23 protein-coding genes are annotated in these 18,920 nt (G+C 71.1%); 11 read left to right on the top strand and 12 right to left on the bottom strand.

The features are described 5' to 3' along the window. Positions 1 to 144: 144 nt before the first annotated feature. Together ACFQ9V_RS12465 and ACFQ9V_RS12460 are read right to left on the bottom strand one after the other, a co-directional pair. Positions 145 to 1,476, bottom strand: coding sequence for an MFS transporter (locus ACFQ9V_RS12465; protein ID WP_382459470.1), 1,332 nt, complete (start codon positions 1,474 to 1,476; stop codon positions 145 to 147). Beyond that, a complete protein-coding gene (locus ACFQ9V_RS12460; protein ID WP_382459469.1) occupies positions 1,440 to 1,703 on the bottom strand; it encodes a hypothetical protein in 264 nt (87 codons plus the stop codon). The genes ACFQ9V_RS12465 and ACFQ9V_RS12460 overlap by 37 nt, the downstream gene beginning before the upstream one ends. A gap of 188 nt (positions 1,704 to 1,891) precedes the next feature. On the opposite strand from ACFQ9V_RS12460, the gene ACFQ9V_RS12455 reads away from it, so the two are divergent. Together ACFQ9V_RS12455 and ACFQ9V_RS12450 are read left to right on the top strand one after the other, a co-directional pair. After that, entirely contained in the window at positions 1,892 to 2,473 is a 582-nt protein-coding gene (locus tag ACFQ9V_RS12455; protein ID WP_382459468.1) for a TetR/AcrR family transcriptional regulator, read from the top strand. 77 nt (positions 2,474 to 2,550) lie between these two features. After that, positions 2,551 to 4,278, top strand: coding sequence for a cation:proton antiporter (locus ACFQ9V_RS12450; protein WP_382459467.1), 1,728 nt, complete (start codon positions 2,551 to 2,553; stop codon positions 4,276 to 4,278). Here ACFQ9V_RS12450 and ACFQ9V_RS12445 read toward each other — a convergent pair. Beyond that, entirely contained in the window at positions 4,260 to 5,318 is a 1,059-nt protein-coding gene (locus ACFQ9V_RS12445) for a hypothetical protein (protein WP_382459466.1), read from the bottom strand. The genes ACFQ9V_RS12450 and ACFQ9V_RS12445 overlap by 19 nt on opposite strands. 114 nt (positions 5,319 to 5,432) lie before the next feature. Between ACFQ9V_RS12445 and ACFQ9V_RS12440 the strand changes: the two genes are divergently transcribed. Continuing rightward, positions 5,433 to 5,879: a Fur family transcriptional regulator gene (locus ACFQ9V_RS12440; protein WP_382459465.1), complete on the top strand. Its 447-nt coding sequence runs from the start codon at positions 5,433 to 5,435 to the stop codon at positions 5,877 to 5,879. A 13-nt stretch (positions 5,880 to 5,892) separates the two neighbouring features. Continuing rightward, positions 5,893 to 7,386 carry a catalase gene (locus tag ACFQ9V_RS12435; protein WP_382459464.1) on the top strand — a complete coding sequence of 498 codons (1,494 nt, stop codon included), beginning with the start codon at positions 5,893 to 5,895 and terminating at the stop codon, positions 7,384 to 7,386. 235 nt (positions 7,387 to 7,621) lie between these two features. Here the strand turns inward: ACFQ9V_RS12435 and ACFQ9V_RS12430 are convergent, their stop codons facing one another. The 4 genes from ACFQ9V_RS12430 to ACFQ9V_RS12415 form a co-directional block, all read right to left on the bottom strand. After that, the gene (locus tag ACFQ9V_RS12430; RefSeq protein WP_382459463.1) at positions 7,622 to 7,798 is read right to left on the bottom strand and encodes a hypothetical protein; all 177 of its coding nucleotides are present in this window, start codon (positions 7,796 to 7,798) and stop codon (positions 7,622 to 7,624) included. A gap of 174 nt (positions 7,799 to 7,972) precedes the next feature. Further along, a complete protein-coding gene (locus ACFQ9V_RS12425; protein ID WP_382459462.1) occupies positions 7,973 to 8,293 on the bottom strand; it encodes a hypothetical protein in 321 nt (106 codons plus the stop codon). Next, complete coding sequence (locus tag ACFQ9V_RS12420; RefSeq protein ID WP_382459461.1) at positions 8,290 to 8,502, bottom strand: hypothetical protein; 213 nt, start codon at positions 8,500 to 8,502, stop codon at positions 8,290 to 8,292. The genes ACFQ9V_RS12425 and ACFQ9V_RS12420 overlap by 4 nt, the downstream gene beginning before the upstream one ends. Then, a complete protein-coding gene (locus ACFQ9V_RS12415) occupies positions 8,499 to 9,194 on the bottom strand; it encodes a PhzF family phenazine biosynthesis protein (RefSeq protein WP_382459460.1) in 696 nt (231 codons plus the stop codon). Before ACFQ9V_RS12415 ends, ACFQ9V_RS12420 begins: the two co-directional genes overlap by 4 nt. Before the next feature lie 35 nt (positions 9,195 to 9,229). Between ACFQ9V_RS12415 and ACFQ9V_RS12410 the strand changes: the two genes are divergently transcribed. After that, positions 9,230 to 9,463, top strand: a complete 234-nt coding sequence (locus ACFQ9V_RS12410) for a three-helix bundle dimerization domain-containing protein (RefSeq protein ID WP_370056243.1) — start codon at positions 9,230 to 9,232, stop codon at positions 9,461 to 9,463. Between the two features lie 29 nt (positions 9,464 to 9,492). Here ACFQ9V_RS12410 and ACFQ9V_RS12405 read toward each other — a convergent pair whose 3' ends face one another. Together ACFQ9V_RS12405 and ACFQ9V_RS12400 are read right to left on the bottom strand one after the other, a co-directional pair. Continuing rightward, positions 9,493 to 9,954 carry a phage tail protein gene (locus tag ACFQ9V_RS12405; protein WP_382459459.1) on the bottom strand — a complete coding sequence of 154 codons (462 nt, stop codon included), beginning with the start codon at positions 9,952 to 9,954 and terminating at the stop codon, positions 9,493 to 9,495. A gap of 44 nt (positions 9,955 to 9,998) precedes the next feature. After that, complete coding sequence (locus ACFQ9V_RS12400; protein WP_382459458.1) at positions 9,999 to 10,907, bottom strand: ZIP family metal transporter; 909 nt, start codon at positions 10,905 to 10,907, stop codon at positions 9,999 to 10,001. 305 nt (positions 10,908 to 11,212) lie between these two features. On the opposite strand from ACFQ9V_RS12400, the gene ACFQ9V_RS12395 reads away from it, so the two are divergent. From ACFQ9V_RS12395 to ACFQ9V_RS12375, 5 genes are read left to right on the top strand one after another with little or no spacing between them, the layout of a single operon-like run. Then, complete coding sequence (locus tag ACFQ9V_RS12395; protein ID WP_382459457.1) at positions 11,213 to 11,368, top strand: hypothetical protein; 156 nt, start codon at positions 11,213 to 11,215, stop codon at positions 11,366 to 11,368. Then, positions 11,365 to 11,721 carry a hypothetical protein gene (locus ACFQ9V_RS12390; protein WP_382459456.1) on the top strand — a complete coding sequence of 119 codons (357 nt, stop codon included), beginning with the start codon at positions 11,365 to 11,367 and terminating at the stop codon, positions 11,719 to 11,721. Before ACFQ9V_RS12395 ends, ACFQ9V_RS12390 begins: the two co-directional genes overlap by 4 nt. After that, the gene (locus tag ACFQ9V_RS12385; RefSeq protein WP_382459455.1) at positions 11,712 to 12,458 is read left to right on the top strand and encodes a hypothetical protein; all 747 of its coding nucleotides are present in this window, start codon (positions 11,712 to 11,714) and stop codon (positions 12,456 to 12,458) included. Before ACFQ9V_RS12390 ends, ACFQ9V_RS12385 begins: the two co-directional genes overlap by 10 nt. Next, positions 12,455 to 13,027 carry a hypothetical protein gene (locus ACFQ9V_RS12380; RefSeq protein ID WP_382459454.1) on the top strand — a complete coding sequence of 191 codons (573 nt, stop codon included), beginning with the start codon at positions 12,455 to 12,457 and terminating at the stop codon, positions 13,025 to 13,027. Before ACFQ9V_RS12385 ends, ACFQ9V_RS12380 begins: the two co-directional genes overlap by 4 nt. 15 nt (positions 13,028 to 13,042) lie before the next feature. After that, on the top strand, positions 13,043 to 13,552 hold the full coding sequence (locus ACFQ9V_RS12375) for a hypothetical protein (RefSeq protein WP_382459453.1): 510 nt from the start codon (positions 13,043 to 13,045) through the stop codon (positions 13,550 to 13,552). A gap of 6 nt (positions 13,553 to 13,558) precedes the next feature. Here the strand turns inward: ACFQ9V_RS12375 and ACFQ9V_RS12370 are convergent, their stop codons facing one another. From ACFQ9V_RS12370 to gabT, 3 genes are all read right to left on the bottom strand, one after another. Beyond that, positions 13,559 to 14,416 (bottom strand): universal stress protein, encoded by an 858-nt coding sequence (locus ACFQ9V_RS12370; protein ID WP_382459452.1) that lies wholly within the window; start codon positions 14,414 to 14,416, stop codon positions 13,559 to 13,561. 89 nt (positions 14,417 to 14,505) lie between these two features. After that, positions 14,506 to 16,008, bottom strand: coding sequence for an NAD-dependent succinate-semialdehyde dehydrogenase (locus tag ACFQ9V_RS12365; protein ID WP_382459451.1), 1,503 nt, complete (start codon positions 16,006 to 16,008; stop codon positions 14,506 to 14,508). Continuing rightward, positions 16,005 to 17,366 carry a 4-aminobutyrate--2-oxoglutarate transaminase gene (gene gabT / locus ACFQ9V_RS12360; protein WP_382459450.1) on the bottom strand — a complete coding sequence of 454 codons (1,362 nt, stop codon included), beginning with the start codon at positions 17,364 to 17,366 and terminating at the stop codon, positions 16,005 to 16,007. Before gabT ends, ACFQ9V_RS12365 begins: the two co-directional genes overlap by 4 nt. A gap of 94 nt (positions 17,367 to 17,460) precedes the next feature. On the opposite strand from gabT, the gene ACFQ9V_RS12355 reads away from it, so the two are divergent. Next, complete coding sequence (locus ACFQ9V_RS12355) at positions 17,461 to 18,912, top strand: PucR family transcriptional regulator (protein WP_382459449.1); 1,452 nt, start codon at positions 17,461 to 17,463, stop codon at positions 18,910 to 18,912. The last annotated feature ends 8 nt before the right edge of the window (positions 18,913 to 18,920 follow it).

The following is an 18,920-nucleotide window of genomic DNA, read 5'->3' as shown; positions in this document are numbered from 1 at the left end:
CATCCCTCGTTTCCTTATGTTGTGGGGGGCTGGTTTTTTTTTATACCAGCCCGGCGCCGCCCGGCGGGGGGCGGCGGCCGGTCTCCTCCGTTGTCTGCTTTCTCGAGGTCGTGGCGGGCGGATCTCCTCCGTTACCGGCGGGGGTTATGCCGCCGACACGGTGGCCTCGGCGGGGAGGTCGGCCGCCACCTTCTCGACCAGGCGCGCCATCTCGGCCGCCTCAGTGGAGGCCGCGGCGGCGGCGCGGAGGGGCTCCGCGACGCGGGTCAGGGCCAGGTCGGCCGCGGGCAGCTCCTCCACCGCCACCTCCCCAACCGCACCCCGCGCCGCCCTCGACCGCATCACGACCGCCGCCGCCACCGTCACCACGGCTGCGCCGAACGCAAGCACGCCCGCCGTCGCAAACCCTTCCGTGTAGCCGGTCTCGGCCGGGAGGCCGCCGACGCCGAGGCTCCCGGTGACGAGCGCCGTCATCACCGCGGCGCCGATGGCGGAGCCGACCGTGCGGAGGTTGGCGTTCATCCCGCTCGCCACGCCGGTCTGCGTGGCCGGAACGCTCTGCACGACCACGCTCGTGATCGCGGCGTAGACCAGCCCGAGGCCGACGCCGAACACCCCGGACGCGGTGGCGACCGCGGCCAGCGAGCCGTGCACGAAGGCCAGCGACAGGCTCGCTGCGGCCATGACGGTCGCCGCGATCACGATCTGGGTGCGGAAGCCGAGCCAGCGCTCCAGCGGCCCGCTCAGGAAGCCGGTCACGGCCATCGTCACGAGCATGGGCAGCATCAGCAGCCCGGACTCCGCGACCGTCGCGCCCAGCCCGTAGCCGGTGGAGGCCGGGGTCTGCACGAAGCGCGGGAAGAAGGCGAACACCGCGAACATCGCGGCTCCGATGAAGACCGCGGCGGCGTTCATCGACCAGACGCCGGGCTCGCGCATCAGCCGCATGTCGACCAGCGGGTGCCGGGAGCGCAGCTCCACGATCACCCAGGCGGCGAGCAGCACGGCGGCGAGCGCGAACAGGCCGATCACGGCCGGCGACGACCAGCCCCACTGCGCGCCCGTGCTGAGCGGGAGCAGGAGGGCGATCAGCCATCCGGAGAGCAGGGCGGCCGACCACGGGTTGACGCCTCCGGTCGCGCGGGTGGGCGACTCGGGGACGATCACGAGGGCGAGCACCGCGGCGGTCACGGTGAGGGCGACCGGCACGAGGAACAGTCCGCGCCAGCTCAGGGCGGCGGCGAGCGGACCCGCCAGCACGGTGCCGAGGCCGCTGCCGATCGCGATGATCGAGGCGATCGCGCCGATGGCGGACGGGAGGCGGTGCGGCGGGAACTCGTCGCGGATGATGCCGAACGCGAGCGGGAACATCGCCCCGCCGAGACCCTGGACCACGCGGCCGGCGATGAGGACGCCGATGGAGGGCGCGACGGCGGCGATCACGCTGCCGAGTGCCACGGCGAGCAGCGCGAGCACGAAGACCCGGCGCTTGCCGACCAGGTCGCTACGCGCCCGAGCAGGGGCGTGGCGACGGCGGCGGCGATCAGCCAGGCGGTCATGGTCCAGGTGACCCCGGCGGTGGTGGTGTGGAGGTCCTGCTGGATGACCGGGAGGACCGGGACGACGAGCGACTGGAGCGTCGCGAAGGAGGCCACGCTGAGCGCCAGGACGGCGAAGGTGGCGGACGGGCGGGATCGAGACATAGGTACGGTCTTTCCGTTTCTCGAAGGAAGGCCGACGTGTGGTCGACCGGGTGAATCTCTGGGGAAGAGGAGTTACAATTGGAGGGAGGCTCCGTTCGGAGGGTGCCTCCGGTTACATCCATGACGATACCGGAGGGTGCCTCCGCTTCGCAACCCTCAGTTTTCGAGACCTCGGAAGGACCACCGCCGTGACCGGCACAGAAGTAGCCGACAGCACCGTCGCGCGTCCCCTCATCCAGCGCCCGCAGCGCGCGGACGCCCGGCGCAACTTCGACGCCCTGCTCGCCGCCGCCCGCGAGGCGTTCGCGCAGGACGGCGCCGGCGCCTCCCTGGAGGACATCGCCCGCCGCGCGGGCGTCGGCATCGGCACCCTGTACCGCAACTTCCCCACCCGCGACGCCCTGGTCGAGGCCGTCTACGTCGAAGAGGTGGAGGCTGTCGTCCGCGCCGCCGACGACGCCGCCTCCCTCGAGCCGTGGGAGGCCGTGCAGGCCTGGCTGCGCCGGTTCCTGCTCTACGTCGGCACCAAGAAGGCCCTGCTGGAGGGCCTCAACAAGGACTCCCCCGTCCTCCTGAGCTGCCGCACCTCCCTCTACGATGCGGGCGAGCCGCTGGTACGCCGCGCTCAGGAGGCCGGCGAGCTGCGGCCCGACGCCACCATCGGCGACGTCATCCGCATGGTGTCCGGCATCGCCGGGGTCGCGTTCGACGACGACGAGCAGCGCGACCGCGTCGTCGCGATGGCGATCGACGGCCTCCGCGCCCGCTGATCCGCCGCGCCCGCAGATTCGGCCCCGGCACCTGAAAGTGTTCTCAGACACCTGAAATCTTCCGTAGGCTGGAAGACATGGAGCTCGGTGTCTATGCGGTGATCGCCGTCGCGGTGATCGTCGGCGTAGCCGCCTTCGCCCGCAGACTCGGCGTCGCCGCGCCCATCATCCTCGTGATCGTCGGCGTCACCCTCTCGGTGCTGCCCGGGGTGCCGGACATCGAGGTGCCGCCGGAGGTCATCCTCGACGGGCTGCTGCCGCCCATCCTGTACGCGGCGGCGATCAGCGTGCCGCTCACCGACTTCCGCCGCAACCTCGCCCCGATCGCCGGGCTGTCGATCTTCCTCGTCGTCGTCACCGCGTTCGCGACCGGCTTCCTGCTCTACACGATGCTGCCCGACCTCAACCTGGCCGCGGCCATCGCGCTCGGAGCGATCATCAGCCCGCCCGACGCGGTCGCGGCGACCTCCATCGGCCGCAAGCTCGGCCTCCCGCCGCGCCTCCTCACCGTGCTGGAGGGCGAGGGCCTGGTCAACGACGCCACCGCCCTCGTGCTGCTGCGCACCGCCCTGGCCGCGGCGGTCGGCACCCTCGCCACTCCGCTCGCCGGCGTGCTCGACTTCTTCTCGGCCGTGATCATCGCGCTCGTGATCGGGTTCGTCGTCGGCTTCGTCACCGTCTGGGTGCGGTCGAAGCTGAGCGATCCGGTGCTCGACACCGCACTGTCGGTCGTCGTGCCGTTCGCCGCGTTCGCCCCGACGGAGGCGCTGCACGGCTCCGGCGTGCTCGCCGTCGTCGTCACCGGCCTCTACACCGGGCACGCGGCGCCGCGGCAGTTCAGCGCGCAGGCGCGGATCAGCGACCGGATCAACTGGCACACCATCCAGTTCCTGCTCGAGAACGGCGTCTTCCTGCTCATCGGACTGGAGCTGCGCACGCTCATCGCCGATGTCGAGCACCCCGAGATCCTCAGCGTCTGGGACGCGGTCGGCATCGGCCTGATCGCGATGGCCTCCCTGGTGGTCATCCGCTACATCCTGATGGGGCCGCTCATCCTCGCCCTCCGAAGACGCGGGGAGCGCGCCGAGAAACAGGTGCTGAGGGAGTGGCTGATGATCAGCTACTTCCGCGACCATCCGGTGCGCTACCGCTGGCAGGCCCAGCGCAAGCAGCGGGCCGAGCAGCGCTACTGGCGGCACCGCAGCGACCTGGAGGAGTTCCGCCAGGAGGCCATCGACTGGAAGGGCGGGGTCGTCCTCGGCTGGTCGGGGATGCGTGGCGTCGTCACCCTGGCGGCGGCGCAGTCGCTTCCCGCGGACATCCCGTATCGCCCGCAGCTCATCCTGATCGCGTTCACGGTCGCGTTCGTCAGCCTGGTCGTGCAGGGCGGCACCCTCCCCTGGCTCATCCGCGTGCTCGGGCTGCAGGGCATCGACATCAAGGACGACAGGAGGCTGCTCGCGCAACTCCTCGACGACCTCAGCGAGGCGGGCCTCGCCGTGCTGGACGACCCGGAGTCCGCCTCGGGCGCCACCGCGCCGGTCGACCCCGAGCTCGTGGAGCGCGTGCGCCAGACCACCTACCTCCGCGCCGAGGCGGCCTGGGAGCGCATCGTGCTCTACGACACGCCCCCGGAGGGCCGTCCGCACCACGTGTACCGCACGCTGCGGCTGGCGGTGGTGGACGCCGAGCGCGACCGGCTGCTGGAGGAGCGGGCGCGCGGCGCCTACCCGTCGCGCATCCTCAGCGAGGCCCAGTCCATGCTCGACATCGAGGAGACGCGGCTTCAGTCCAGGGCGCGGTGACGCGCGGCGCCGCTCGATCGCACGAGGCCGGCGTCGGCGAGCTCGTGCAGCACCGCGCGGAGCGCGTCCACGCTGCTCCCGTCCGGCGCCGGGCCGAACTCGCGCTCGGCGACGGCGACGAGCCGGTCCAAGGTCAGCGGGACCTCGAGCAGCCTCCAGACCAGCGAGGAGAGCGGCGTCAACCGGGTGATCGTGTCCCGGGCGAGCACGACCGCGTCGCCGTCGAGGTCGACCCAGTCGTCGACCTCCGCGCGGCTGTACGTCACCCCCGAGTCCGCTCCGCTCCGCAGCAGCTCGCGCACCGGCTCGACCAGGTCGGCGGCCTCCCGGTAGCTGATCATCTGGACGCCGCCGCAGCGCCGGACCAGCCCGTCGAGCAGGCTCAGCGGCCGCGGCAGCGCGTTGAAGTAGTTGACCTGCGCGACGAGGTCGCCGAGGACCTCCCGCAGCCCGACCGTCCGGATCGTCGGTGTCGTGGCCGCGTCGGTGCGGTCGAGGAGGGCGATCCGCGTCAGCCGCAGCCGTGGCCCCGGCCGCAGCAACCCGAGCTCGTCGGGCCCGGTGACGTGCCGCCCGCGCGCCTCCGACTTCTTGAACGCCAGCGGCTGGGGGAAGGCGAGCACCTCGCCGGAGGGCCTGACCGCGACCGTTTCATCCGACACATAGCCCAGCGCCCTGCCGAGCAGCGCGGCGGCGGTCGATTTGCCGGCCCCGGACGGCCCGACGAGCGCGATGACGCCGCCCGTCGCAGGATCGGCCAGGCCCGCCGCGTGGAACGTCACCAGCTCCCCGCGGTTCGCCTCGATCGCGCGCTGATTGAGGGCGCGGCGGAGGGCGACGCCCACCGCGTCGAGGTCGTGGCCGGTGACGTCCGCGCCGGATCCCGGGGCGGCGGCGACGGTGATCGTGTCCCCCGCGTCGCCCCGGGCCGCCAGGCGCCGCCACTGGTCGCGGAGCCGATCGGCGTCGGACTCCGGGAACCCGTCCAGGACGACGCGCAGCCGCGCGCCGAGAGCGTCCACCTGGAATTCGCGCGCCACCCTGATCCACCCTCCGGCTTGAAACTTCTCATGCAAGATTAGACGGCTGTCGCGCCACTCCCGGGATGCACCTTGTTTTGAATTGTTCAAAAGAGAACCGCTAGCGTGGCAGGGATGGACACCGCACAGCTCGAAGGCGCCCTGCGCGCGTCGGGCCTGCGCGTGACGCAGGGGCGGCTCGCCGTCCTCGATGCGCTCGACGCGCATCCCCACGTGGACGCCGAGGCGGTGTACCGCGCCGTGCTGCCCGCGCTGCCCGGCACGTCGATCCAGAACGTCCACAACGTCCTCGGCGACCTCACCGCCGCCGGCCTGCTGCGCCGCATCGAGCCGGCGCACTCGCCTGCGCTGTACGAGCGGCGCGTCGGCGACAACCACCACCACGTCGTCTGCACCGCGTGCGGCGCGGTGGCGGATGTGGAGTGCGTCGTCGGCCATGCGCCCTGCCTGCACCCCTCGGGGGCGGCGGGATACGTGGTGGACGTCGCGGAGGTCACCTTCTGGGGGCTGTGCCCGTCCTGTCAGGAGCGCGCGGCGAAAGCCCCGTCGCACGCCGAATGAGGTTAGGAGAACCATGACGGAGAACCACACGACCACCCAGACCGGCACCCCGGTCGCCAGCGACGCGCACTCGCTGACGTCCGGGCAGGACGGCGCGACCGCGCTCCACGACCGGTACCTGGTCGAGAAGCTCGCCCAGTTCAACCGCGAGCGCATCCCGGAGCGGATCGTGCACGCCAAGGGCGGCGGAGCGTTCGGCGAGTTCGTCGTCACCGGCGACGTGAGCGCGTACACGAAGGCCGCGGTATTCCAGCCGGGCGCCACCACGCGGACCGTCCAGCGGTTCTCGTCGGTCGCCGGTGAGATGGGGTCGCCCGACACCTGGCGCGACGTCCGCGGCTTCTCGGTGAAGTTCTACACGACCGAGGGCAACTACGACATCGTCGGCAACAACACCCCGGTGTTCTTCATCCGCGACGGCATCAAGTTCCCCGACTTCATCCACTCGCAGAAGCGCCTCCCCGGCTCCGGGCTGCGCGACGCCGACATGCAGTGGGACTTCTGGACGCTCTCCCCGGAGTCCGCGCACCAGGTCACCTACCTGATGGGCGACCGCGGCCTCCCGCGCTCGTGGCGGACCATGCCCGGCTACGGCTCGCACACCTACCAGTGGATCAACGCGGCGGGCGAGCGGTTCTGGGTGAAGTACCACTTCCACGCGCTGCAGGGCAACGAGGAGATGCGCGGCGCCGAGGCGCAGCGGATCGCGGGTGAGGACGCGGACTACTACCGCCGCGACCTCTACGAGGCGATCGAGCGCGGCGACTTCCCGGCGTGGAAGGTGAGCGTGCAGGTGATGCCGTACGAGGACGCCAAGACCTACCGCTTCAACCCGTTCGACCTGACGAAGGTGTGGCCGCACAGCGACTACCCGCTCATCGAGGTCGGCGTCCACACGCTCAACGAGAACCCGGAGAACTTCTTCGCGCAGATCGAGCAGGCGGCGTTCTCCCCCGCCAACACCGTCCCGGGCATCGACATCAGCCCGGACAAGATGCTGATGGCGCGCGTGTTCTCCTACCCGGACGCCCAGCGCTACCGAGTGGGCACCAACTACAACGAGCTGCCGGTGAACGCTCCCGTTGCGCCGGTGCACAACTACTCGCAGGACGGCGCGGGCCGCCACGGGTTCAAGGCGGCGGCGGCTCCGGTATACGCGCCGAACTCCTTCGGTGGACCGTCGGCCTCCGCCGAGGCTGCGGGCGAGGGCTCGTGGGAGTCGGACGGCGCGCTCGTCCGCTCGGCGGCGACGCTGCACTCCGCGGACGACGACTTCGGGCAGGCGGGGACGCTGTACCGCGAGGTGTACGACGACGCGGCGCGCGAGCGCTTCCTCGACACGATCGCGGGAGCGGTCGGCGGGGTGACACGGGACGACATCCGCGAGCGGGCGATCCAGTACTGGACGAACGTGGACGCCGAGCTCGGCGCGGCGCTGCGCGCCCGGCTGGAGGCGGACATGGCCGACCCGGACGAGGCGGCGGAGTACGTGGGGGTCGCCGAGTAGGCGTATCCTCCTGCTGACGCGAACGGAGGAGATCCGGCCGGTTTCGGCTCGGGTCTCCTCCGTTCGCTGTTTTTCGGGGATGTCGGAGGCCGATCTCCTCCGTTCGCCGCGCGGTCGGTAACGGAGGAGATCAGGTGCCGGGAGGTGCCGGGTAGCAGCCAGCGGAGGAGATCGGGGCCGGGACGGGGCGGATGTCCTCCGATGCCGACGGCGGTGGGGGGCAGACGGCCAGGGGTTAGGGGTCAGGGGTCAGGGAGGCCAGGGCGCCGGACTCGAGGGCGGACCAGACCGTGCCGTCGGGGGCCACGGCGATGCCGTGCGGTTCGGAGGCGGGCGGCAGCGGCACGCGGGCGACTTCGCCGGCTGCGGTGACGTGCGCCAGGGCGTCGGCGCCCCAGAGGGAGGCCCACACGCCTCCCGTCGTGTCGGGCGCGACCGCGTGCGGTTTGGCGCCGGCGCCGAGCGGGTGGAGGGCGAGCGTGCCGTCGCGTCCGACGCGTGCGAGCGCGTCCGCGCCGATCAGGGCCGCCCAGACCGCGCCGTCCTCGGCGACCGTGATGCCGACCGGGGCGGAGCCGGCCGGCAGTTAGGTGACCGCCACTGCGGCGTCGCCGCCGCGCACGTGGCCCAGAGCGTCGATGGCGTTCATGGTGAACCAGAGCGAGTCGCCGGAGGCCGCGATCATCGACGGCATGACGTCCTCGCGGCCGACGGGGAACTCGTCCACCCGGCCGAGCACCCCGATGCGGCCGAGCGCGTCAGCGGCGAGCTCGGTGAACCACGTGGTGCCGTCGTAGACCGCGGCGACGCCGAACGGCTGCGCACCGGGAGTCGGCACGGCGACCTCGGCCAGGAGGCGCGGGCCCGGCCCGAGCAGCAGCAGGTGGCCTCCCGTCGTGTCGGTCACCCACACGTCGGAGCCGTTCGCGGCAGCGACGACCGAGGGCTGCGCACCCTCGCCCAGGTCGAGCCGGTCAGCGTGCCGTCCGGGTCGCGGCGGCCGACCGCGGCGCCGTGCACGAGCGTGAACCAGACGGCGCCGTCGTCGGTGACGGCGATGCCGTAGGGACCCTCCCCGGGCTCCCCGACGGGGATCAGCTCGACCGCCGCGCTCACAGCGTCGCGTCGATGGTGCGGTCGTACACCACGGTCCCGCCCACGCGGACGAGGCCGCCGTCGAGCGGCTCGGTGGCCAGCTCGGAGCCCTCGCCCTGCACGATGCGCAGGGCGCGGCCGAGCTTCGCGGTGAGGGCGACGGCCGCGGCGCCGGTGGCCTCGTCCTCCACGATGCCCATCGCGGGGGCGAACATGCGGGCGCGCAGCGATCCGGACTCCTCGTCGATCCACGCGTAGGCGTAGTGCTGGCCCTCGGTGAAGGAGAACGGGTCGAGCGCGTCGACCTCCTCAGGCGAGTCCAGCGGCAGCCAGGTGAAGTCGGGGGTCCAGGCGGCGCGGGCGTCGATCGCGGCCCAGTCGCCGTCGAGGTCGACCGAGACGGCGACGTCGCCGGCCTTCTCGGCGAGGGCGCCGACGGGCGTGCGCTCGTGCGCGAGCCACCAGGCGGTCCCGACGCTCGGGTGGCCGGCGAACGGGAGCTCCGACGCGGGGGTGAAGATGCGGATCGTCGCGATGCCTCCCGCGGAGTCCAGCGCGTCGACGAAGACCGTCTCGCTGAATCCGAGCGCCGCCGCGATGTCCTGCTCCCTCCCGGCCGTCGCCGGTGAGCTGGTGACGATGCCCAGCTCGTTGCCGTTGGCGCCGCGCTCGTCGGTGAAGACGCGGAGGACCACTACCTCGATTTCATCCATAGCCTCCACCCTGGCATGCGGTGCATAATCCCGCCATGAGTGACGAGGCCCTTATCCCCGCCGCCCCCAACGACGAAGCGGTCGCCATCGACCACGCCGTCGACCGGCTCGCGGAGCGATTCCCGAAGGTCCCCAGGGACCGCATCGTCGACCTGGTGCACCAGCGACACATCGAGTACACGGGCGCGCCCGTGCGCGACTTCATCCCGGTGCTCATCGAGCACGACGTCAAACGTGAGCTGGCCGCGGAGGTGACCCCGCTGGCGTGACGCAGGCGCAGCGGCTCAGGCTGCGTCCGTCAATACGTGCCCTTGACGACGAAGTAGGACCCGCGGATCGTCCCGGCCAGCCGGGACTTCTGGCGCGCGAACTTGAAGGTCGACAGCTCCTCCGGCACCTCCATGCCGTCGGACAGCTTGAAGCCGACCGCGCGCTTGCCGGCGTCGTCGATCGTGTACATGACGTTGATCGACAGACCGGACTCGTAGAAGACGTAGGCCATCCGGATGCCGTCGACCTCGAACGAGGTGACCTCCAGCGCGGGCGAGGCGATCACGATGCCGCGCTCGTCGGCGAGGATGCGGTTCACCCAGTCGAGGGCCTCCCGCTCCTCGGCGGCCGGGGCCGTCGCGAAGTCGATGTCGTACTTGTTCTTGAAGTAGCGGGACTCGTTGGCGCGCAGCCCGGCGAGCGCCGGTGCGACGGGGCTGGAGTCCAGACCCTCTGTCGAGACGGTGACGAAATCCACGACCTGGCGCATGCGGCCCTCCCTGCTCGGCTCTCCCACCACCCTACTGGCGGGTGTCAGGCCCCGGCGAAGGTGACGATCGCGTCGGTCGCGAAGCCGGCGACGATCCCGGCGAAGATGCACCACGCGACCAGGGTCTTCATCCCGGTGCGGCGGGCGACGGCCAGCAGCTCGATGACGACGTAGAGGATGGAGCCGGCGGCGAGCCCCAGGAACGCGATGGAGACGATATCGCTGCTGAACGCCTGGCCGATGACGGTGCCGAGGAAGGTCGGGCCGCCTCCGATGATCCCGAGCAGCGCGAGGTAGCCCCAGGACGGCCGCGTGCCGCTGAGCGGGGCGACGATCCCGAAGCCCTCGGTGGCGTTGTGAAGGCCGAAGCCGACGATGAGCAGCACGGCGAAGGCGAGCTCGCCCTGCGCGGCGGCGGTGCCGATCGCGAGGCCCTCGGCGAAGTTGTGCAGGCCGATGCCGATCGCGATGGTGAGCGCCAGCCGGCGGGCGCCAGCGCGGGACTCCACCTCGGTGGCGGCGACGATGGCGACGCCGGTCGCGGTGCCGACGGCCGGGCTCGAGCCTGAGCCGTGCGGGTGGTTCGAGGCCTGCGTCCCGTGCGATCCGTCCGGGCCCGCGGGAGGCCGGATCGGCGACGCCAGCGCCAGCGCGCGCCGCTTCATGTACCGGTCGACGTAGGTCAGGGTGAGCAGCCCGAGGCCGATGCACGCGGCCATCAGGAATCCCTGCCCGAGCGCCGGGCCGAGCTGGTGGGCGGAGAGCGCCTTGTCGACCGGCTCCCACGCCTGCGAGAGGACGTCCCAGAGCAGGAAGATCAGGATGCCGGTCGCGAGTGCGTTCAGGGCGGCTTTCAGGCCGACCGCGTTCGAGCGCAGTCGGCCGATCGGCAGGCCGAGGAAGATCGTGAGACCGGCGACGGCGCCGAGAGCGGCGACACCCATGGGAGGCATGAAGATCCTTCGTGGAGGCTGTTGACATCGAACCGGCGGGCTCCGGCCGCATTCGATTGTAAGGTAAGCCTCCCCTTACACAGAATCAATTGAGAGGAGTCGCAGCCTCTTGAAAAATGTGGCATCACAGCCGCAACGATGTATGTAGGCTAGGAGTCGTCTCTGGAGCGTTGCGGCAGTGGGGTGAGTCAGTGAGGGTTTCTTCGAGTGTCGATGCCGCGCAGGATGCGGTTTCGCGGTTTTCGGGCGTGCATGTCGAAGCGCCTGGCCAGCGCGCGAGCGTCGGTTCGAGCACCATCGGGAGCATGGCCTCCGCCGCTGCCGTTGCGAACCAGGTCCTGATCCGTCTTTCTGACCTTGTGTCCTCTCTGCAAGACCAGACCGGGAAAGTCACCGATTTGGCTTCAGCGCTCGAGCTGCGCGATACCGATGACGCGGGGACCTGGACGTGGGACCTGTGAACGATCGGAGTGCGGCCCTGCGGGCAGACTGTGACCGGAGGATCGGGGCGCAGGAGAATCAGGTCGATGAGGACCTGACCGCGCTTCGTCAGCTCGACGAGCGATGGGCGACCTATCGACGCGTGATGCGTGCGAACGTCGAACGCTTCGAGGAATCTGGTAACGCTGTCGGTGCAGAGAACTATTTTGTGCAGCGCGACCTCTCGGCCCTGCGGGAGGTTGGTGCGTACGCCGAAAGACTCGCCAGTGAACAGTCCGCCTTATGCGAGGAGGCGTCACGCACGATCCGTGCCGAGAGTGAAGCTGGGATCGAGCGGCTGAGAAACGAGCGGAGCCGACTGCCATGGGACTGATCTACCGTTCGAATGACTCCAGCAGCGTGATCACGGCGCTCACGAAGAACCTCGCGCAGGGTCACGCCGTGCTGTCTGAGCTGGAAATCGCGAACGCCCATGTGGTCGGTTCACTGGAGGGCGGGGACCTCTCGGGCAAGGGATATGCCGCCGCCCGCACGCTATTCGAGGAGCAGGTCGGCTCGGCTATCGCCGAGCATCAGGAACTACTCGATTCTCTCCGGCGAGACCTTGACGTGAATGAGCGCGAGGATTCGAGGGTCAGCCAACACGGCGTGTTGCACGAAGGCGAGCTGAATGTGCAGTTGCACGCGAGCCGGGCGATGAAACTCGCGACCGAGGACCTGATCGAGGTCAACGCCGCGGCCGCCGGTGCGATTTCTGCGGTGCCGCTGCTGGGTGAGTCGTTGCAGCTTCTGAACCGTCAGCTGGAAATGGTCGTCGACCAGCTCGATCGAACCGTTCGCGGTCTGGAAGACCGCCTCGCCGCTCTGCTCGAGTTCGACATGGCGACCAGCGGGCTCTTCCAGCAAGCTGTGGCTGCGCCGGCTGGGGCGGTGTCCGCTGCTTCGGCGCTGACGACGAAGACTGGCAAGAAGGGTCAGCAGGAGGTTCGGTCGGCGCGGACGAGCACGGCTTCTCGCTCGGTCCGCCCAAACGACCCCGCATCCAGTGGGATGAGGATTTCATCTACAACTCGGCCGCTCCGACGTTCGCGGATCACGCGAGTTCGATGAAATGGATTGCCATGATGAGAGGCGCGCAGTTGTTGAGGGGTAGGGAGCTCGCCGATGCTCTCGCGACGTACGAGCATTACTGGTCGAACACAGGCGACCCCTTCGTCATCGATTTCGAGAAGGCTTATGGCGATGATCCAACGATCGCCCGCAATATCGATGAAGCGATTCGTGTCGCACAGCTCTCTGCGGATGGATACGCAACCGGCGGGCGAACGTCATTCTCCATCACGGGGAACGCCGGCCCCGCCGGCGGATACCCGAGCACCGAGAATTGGCAGAAAGCGATCGGTGCCTACCAGCAGTGGACGAGCGCAGACGTGGCGGTTACCGGCAATCAGGCAACGATGACCGTGACGGTTCACGCCGAGGACTACTACAACTTCAACCGCGGGCAGGCGGATATCGCATCGGGAGAGTCTGACGACGAGAACGGCAGATTCACCGAGGTAGGTTTGGCGCGACCATTCGAGACCACTGGCGAGGTTCTTCGAAGCGTGACGTGGACTGTGGGCGATCCGAAATCTGTGAAGGTGACTGTTCCACCCCAGCCGGAAGACCATCGCTGAGGGCGGAGGGGCACAGTGAAAAAGGTCTTCTCAGTCAACGGATTGCGTGCAGCACATGCTCTCGTCTTCACGCTCTGCCTGAGCGCTTGCGCCCCGCAGGCTGCGGGTGATGAGAATCTACGAGGAGGACACAACGTGCAATCTGCCACGAAAGAAGGCACAAGCGAGGTGCGGCATGAGCTCGAACCTCTGACAAAACGGTTTCCGCAGCTCAGCGATGCGGCTTCCGCGACGTGGATGTCAGGCACGATGGGTGACCCTCGAGTGCCGGGGCCAAGCACCTACTGGATCGACGCGATCGTGGAGCTCCCGGTGGCCGAGCACGCCGAGTTACTGAATGCCGTTTCGGCGACGGAGCGTCCTCTGCCCGACGACTTCTCGCCACTGCTGCACGCAGCGATCCCGGACGGACAGTTGCGCACCTCGAGCGAACTGAACGAACGCTTCTCGCACGGAAAGTTCGTGTGCAAGGTCTACTTAGTGACAGATGGACAGAGCCTGGTCCTCAGCACGCTTTTCCAATAGCGCGCGTCACTCCGTGCGCGGCACCACGACCATCGGCACCGGCAGCTCGCGCAGCATGGCGGCCGCGGTCGAGCCGAGGAAGAGGCGGCTGGGCTGCGCGAGGCGGCTGGAGCCGACGACGACGATCTCACCGGGCTCCCAGTCGAGGCGCGCCACCGCGTTCTGGATGTTGTCGCCCTTGGCCACGACCGCGGTCGCGACGACGCCCGTCGCAGCGCTGGCCTCCTCCAGCACCGCGGCGGCGTGGTGCTCGCCGACGCTCTGCTTGGGGGCCGCGGCGTCGCCGGGGAGGTCGAGGGCGAGCAGCGAGACCAGCCGCAGCGGGACGCCCGCCGCGGCCGAGAGCCGTTCGCCGGTCGTGAGCACGTCCGCGGCGCCCGCGCGGGTGCCGACCATGCTCGTCACGCGCGTGAGCTGCGGCGCGTGGTCGCGCCAGCCCTCCGGCGCGAGCAGGACCGGGACCGGCGAGGCGTGCAGCAGCGCGCCCGCGACCGAGCCGACGGTGAAGCGGCCGAGGAGGCCGCCGCGCGCGGCGCCGACCACGATCAGGGTCGCGTCCAGCTCCTCCGCGGCGGTGAGCAGGCCCTCGGCGAGCGAGTCGCCGAAGACGACCCGCCCGCTGAAGGCGACCGACGACGGGACGCGAGTGCGCGCGTCCGCCAGCCAGCCCTCCGCGGTGTCGCGCAGGAGGGCGTCGTAGGCCGGGTCGTTCGGCACGTTTCCGCGCCGGGAGGTGTCCGGCATGACCAGCGCCACGTGGAGGTCGGCTCCGAAGGAGGCGGCCAGCGCGGCGCCCGCGGCGAGGGCGTCGTCTCCGGACGGGGTGGCCTCGTATCCGACGAGGATGCGCTGAGTGGTGGGCATGGTCTGCTTCTTCCGGCTCGGGTGGTGCGGAGGATCGGGTGGTGGGGAGGGCGGCTCGCCCGGTTGAGGCCGGCCGCCCTCCCCCGGGGTCACGCGGGGATGAGCGTGTACTTGGTGCTCAGGTACTCGTGGATGCCTTCGAGCCCGCCCTCGCGGCCGAGGCCCGACTGCTTGACGCCGCCGAACGGTGCGGCGGCGTTGGAGACGAGCCCGGTGTTGAGGCCCATCATCCCGGTGTCCACGCGGTCGATCATGCGCTGGCCGCGCGCGAGGTCCTGCGTGAACACGTAACCGACCAGACCGTACTCGGTCTCGTTCGCGCGTGCCACGGCCTCCTCCTCGGTGGAGAAGGTCGTGATGGCGAGGATCGGGCCGAAGATCTCCTCGCGGAGGATCTCGCTGCCGGGCTGCACGTCCACGAGCACGGTCGGCTCGAAGAAGAAGCCGTCGCCTTCCGGGGCCTTTCCGCGGCTGAGGACGCGCGCGCCGCGCGACACGGCGTCGTCGACGAGCGCGGTCATGGAGGCGACCGCGCGGTCGTCGATGAGCGGGCCGATGGTGACGCCGGGCTCGGTGCCTGCGCCGATCTTCATGGCGTCGACCTTCTCGGTGACGCGGCGGGCGAACTCGTCGGCGACGTCCTCGTGGACGATGAAGCGGTTCGCGGCGGTGCAGGCCTGGCCGATGTTGCGGAACTTCGCGAGCATCGCACCCTCGACGGCCTTGTCCAGGTCGGCGTCCTCGAAGACGACGAACGGGGCGTTGCCGCCGAGCTCCATCGAGGTGCGCAGCACGTTCTGACCGGCCTGCGCGAGCAGGGAGCGGCCGACCGGCGTCGAGCCGGTGAACGACAGCTTGCGCAGGCGCGGGTCGGCGATGATCGGAGCGGAGACGGCGCCGGAGGTGTTCGTCTGGACGACGTTCACCACACCGGCCGGCACACCGGCGTCGGCGAGGAGCTGCGCGAAGAACAGCGTGGTCAGCGGGGTCAGCTCGGCCGGCTTCACGACGACGGTGCAGCCCGCGGCCAGCGCGGGAGCGATCTTGCGCGTCGCCATCGCGAGCGGGAAGTTCCACGGCGTGATGAAGAACGACGGCCCGACCGGTCGCTGCGAGACGACCATCGTGCCGGTGCCCTCCGGGTTCTGCCCGTAGCGGCCGGCGATGCGCACGGCCTCCTCGGAGAACCAGCGCAGGAACTCGCCGCCGTAGGTGACCTCGCCGTTGGCCTCGGCCAGCGGCTTGCCCATCTCCAGCGTCATGAGCAGCGCGAAGTCCGCGCGGCGCTCCTGCAGCAGGTCGAACGCGCGGCGCAGGATCTCGGCACGGGTGCGCGGCGGCGTCGCCGCCCAGGCGTCCTGTGCGGCCACCGCGGCGTCGAGGGCGCGGATGCCGTCCTCGGGCGTCGCGTTGGCGATGCGCTTGATGACGCGGCCGGTGGCCGGGTCCTGCACCTGGATCTGCGGGCGGGTGCCCTGCTCCCAGACGCCGCCGATGAAGAAGCCGTCGGGGACGCGGGCGAGGAGGTCGGCCTCCTGCGCGGTGAAGTTCTGGGCGGTGAACTGGGTGGTCGTGGTGTCGACGGCGCTCATGCGTTGGCCACCGCCTCCGCGACGACGTCCAGCCCCTCGATGAGGAGGTGGTCCGGGATGCTGAGCGGCGGCAGGAACCGGATCACGTTGCCGTAGGTGCCGCAGGTGAGCAGCACGACGCCGGCCGCGTGAGCGGCGGCGGCGACCTTGGCGGTCAGCGCGGCGTCGGGCTCGCCGGTCTCCGGGTCCACCAGCTCGATCGCGACCATCGCGCCCTTGCCGCGCACCTCGGCGACGCGCGGGTCGGCGGCGCGGAGAGCGCCGAGCTTCTCGAAGAGGATCTCGCCGATGGCGCGGGCGCGCCCGGCCAGGTCCTCCTGCTCGTAGGTCTCGATCGCGGCGAGCGCGGCGACGCAGGCGAGCGGGTTGCCGCCGTACGTGCCGCCGAGGCCGCCGACCTGCGGGGCGTCCATGATCTCGGCGCGGCCGGTGACGGCCGACAGCGGGAGGCCGCCGGCGATGCCCTTGGCGGTGACGATCAGGTCGGGGACGATGCCGAACTGCTCGGAGGCGAACATGGTGCCGGTGCGGGCGAAGCCGGTTTGCACCTCGTCGGCGATGAAGACGACCCCGTTCTCGTTCGCCCACTCCTGGAGCGCGGGGAGGAAGCCGTCGGCGGGGACGATGAAGCCGCCCTCGCCCTGGATGGGCTCGATGATGATCGCGGCCAGGTTGGACGCGCCGATCTGCTTCTCGATCAGGGTGATGGCGCGCTTGGCCGCCTCGGCGCCGGACAGGCCGCCGTCGCGCAGCGGGTAGCTGAGCGGCGCGCGGTAGATCTCGGGCGCGAAGGGGCCGAAGCCGTTCTTGTACGGCTGGTTCTTGGCGGTGAGGCCCATCGTCAGGTTCGTGCGGCCGTGGTAGGCGTGGTCGAACGCGACGACGGCCTGCTTGCCGGTGTAGTGCCGGGCGACCTTGACCGCGTTCTCCACGGCCTCGGCGCCGGAGTTGAACAGGGCGCTGCGCTTGACGAAGTCGCCGGGGGTGAGCCGGTTGAGGGCCTCGGCGACCTCCACGTAGGAGTCGTACGGGGCGACCGTGAAGCAGGTGTGGGTGAAGGCGGCGACCTGCGCGGTCACGGCCTCGACCACGCGCGGGGCGGCGTTGCCCACTCCGGTCACGGCGATGCCGGAGCCGAAGTCGATGAGGGAGTTGCCGTCGACGTCGACGAGCACACCCCCGCCGGCTGCGACGGTGAACACGGGGATGGTGGCGCCGACGCTCGCGGCGACGGCCTGCGCCTTGCGCTCGGCGCGCTTGCGCGACTCGGGGCCGGGGATGGGGGTGACGAGCCGGCGCTCCTGGGGGAGCGAGGGTCCGCCGACGATTGTTGCGGAGGCGGGAGTAACGATGGTCATGGCGGCATCGTAGGGAAACGGCGTGTCCCGCGCCTGGACGGGCCGTACAATTCGAACGTCAGGAATCGACACCCTGGCAGATGGAGTGCTCCCGATGCCCGCGACCCTCGCCCAGCTGCTCGCCCGGCCCGAGCTCGGCCTCCACCTGCTCACCGCGGGAGACGTCGGCGAGCTGGACGTGCCGCTGTCGTGGGCGCACAGCTCCGACCTCCCCGACCCGACGCCGTTCCTGTCGCCCGGGCAGGTGCTGCTCGTGACGGGGACGCCCGAGGACGTCGACCCGTACGTGTCCCGGCTGGTCGAGCACGGGATCGCCGGGCTGGGCTTCGGCACGGAGGTCGTGCGCGACACCCCGGAGCCGCTGGTGGAGGCGTGCGCCAGGCACGGCCTCCCGCTGTTCGAGGTGCCGTACCGGACGCCGTTCATCGCGGTGGCGCGGTTCGTCGCCGACCGGCTGGCCGCCGACGCCTACGCGCGCAACACCTGGGCGCTGCGGGCCTCCCGGGCGATCTCGCTCGCGGCGCTGCGACCGGACGCGCTCGGCGCGGTGCTCGCCGAGCTGGCCCGCCAGATCGACCGGCCGGTGGCGCTGATCGGGGCGGACGGGACGCTGGACCGGCTCGCGCCGGCCGGAGCGCTGGACGCGTCGGCGCGGGCAGTGCTGGTCGGCGCGGCCGAGCCGCTGCTGCGCAGTCGACGCAGGGCCGCGGGGACGGCGGAGACCGAGGCCGGACCGTTCTCCCTGCAGACACTGGGCGCGGCCGGGCGGCTGCGCGGCGTGCTCGCGATCGGGTCGGAGGGGCTCGACCAGGCGGCGCAGCAGGTGGTGACGGGGGTCGTCGCGCTCGCCGGGCTCGCGCTGGAGCAGAGCAGAGCGACCGATGCGGCGCGGGCCCGCCTCCGCACTGCGGTGTGGCGTGCGTTGCTGGCCGGCGACGTCGCGCTGGCGGAGGCGGTAGCCGAGCCGGTGCTCGGCGCGCTGCCCGAGCAGCCGGCGCGCGTGACGGTCCTGCATGGGGCCGCGGTCGCGGCGGCGGCGGACTGGCTGGAGGCCGGGGGCGACGGGTTCTTCGCCCGCGACGGGCAGGACCTGGTGGCGCTCGGGTCGTCGCCGGAGGCGATCGCCCAGCTGGCCGAGCGGTTCGAGCTGCGCGGCGGGTCGTCGGCCCCCGTGACGTTCGGGGCGCTGACGTCGGGCGTGACGCAGGCCGGCGTCGCGGCCCGCCGGTCGAGCAGGGACGACCGGGTGCCGTCGTTCGACGACGTGGCGGCGGCCGGGATGCTCGCCCTCCTCCAGACTCCGGACGCGCGCGCGGTCGCGGCGACCGCCCTCGCGCCGCTGGCGGAGGCCGACCCGGCGCTGCCCGGCATCCTGCGCACCTGGCTCGACGCCGACGGGGTGTACGACGTGGCCGCGCGGCGGCTCGGGATGCACCGGCACACCCTGCGGGCGCGGGTCGCGGACGCCGAGCGGCTGCTCGGGCGCGACCTCGGCGGGTTCGCGGCGCGCGCGGACCTCTACGCCGCGCTGCGTGCGGCGGAGTAGCGACGCGC

The sequence above is a fragment of the Leifsonia sp. NPDC056665 genome (genome assembly GCF_042791795.1).
Lineage (GTDB): Bacteria > Actinomycetota > Actinomycetes > Actinomycetales > Microbacteriaceae > Leifsonia.
The sequence above is the reverse complement of the archived record's forward strand: the minus strand, read 5'-3'. Positions and strand labels throughout refer to the sequence as shown.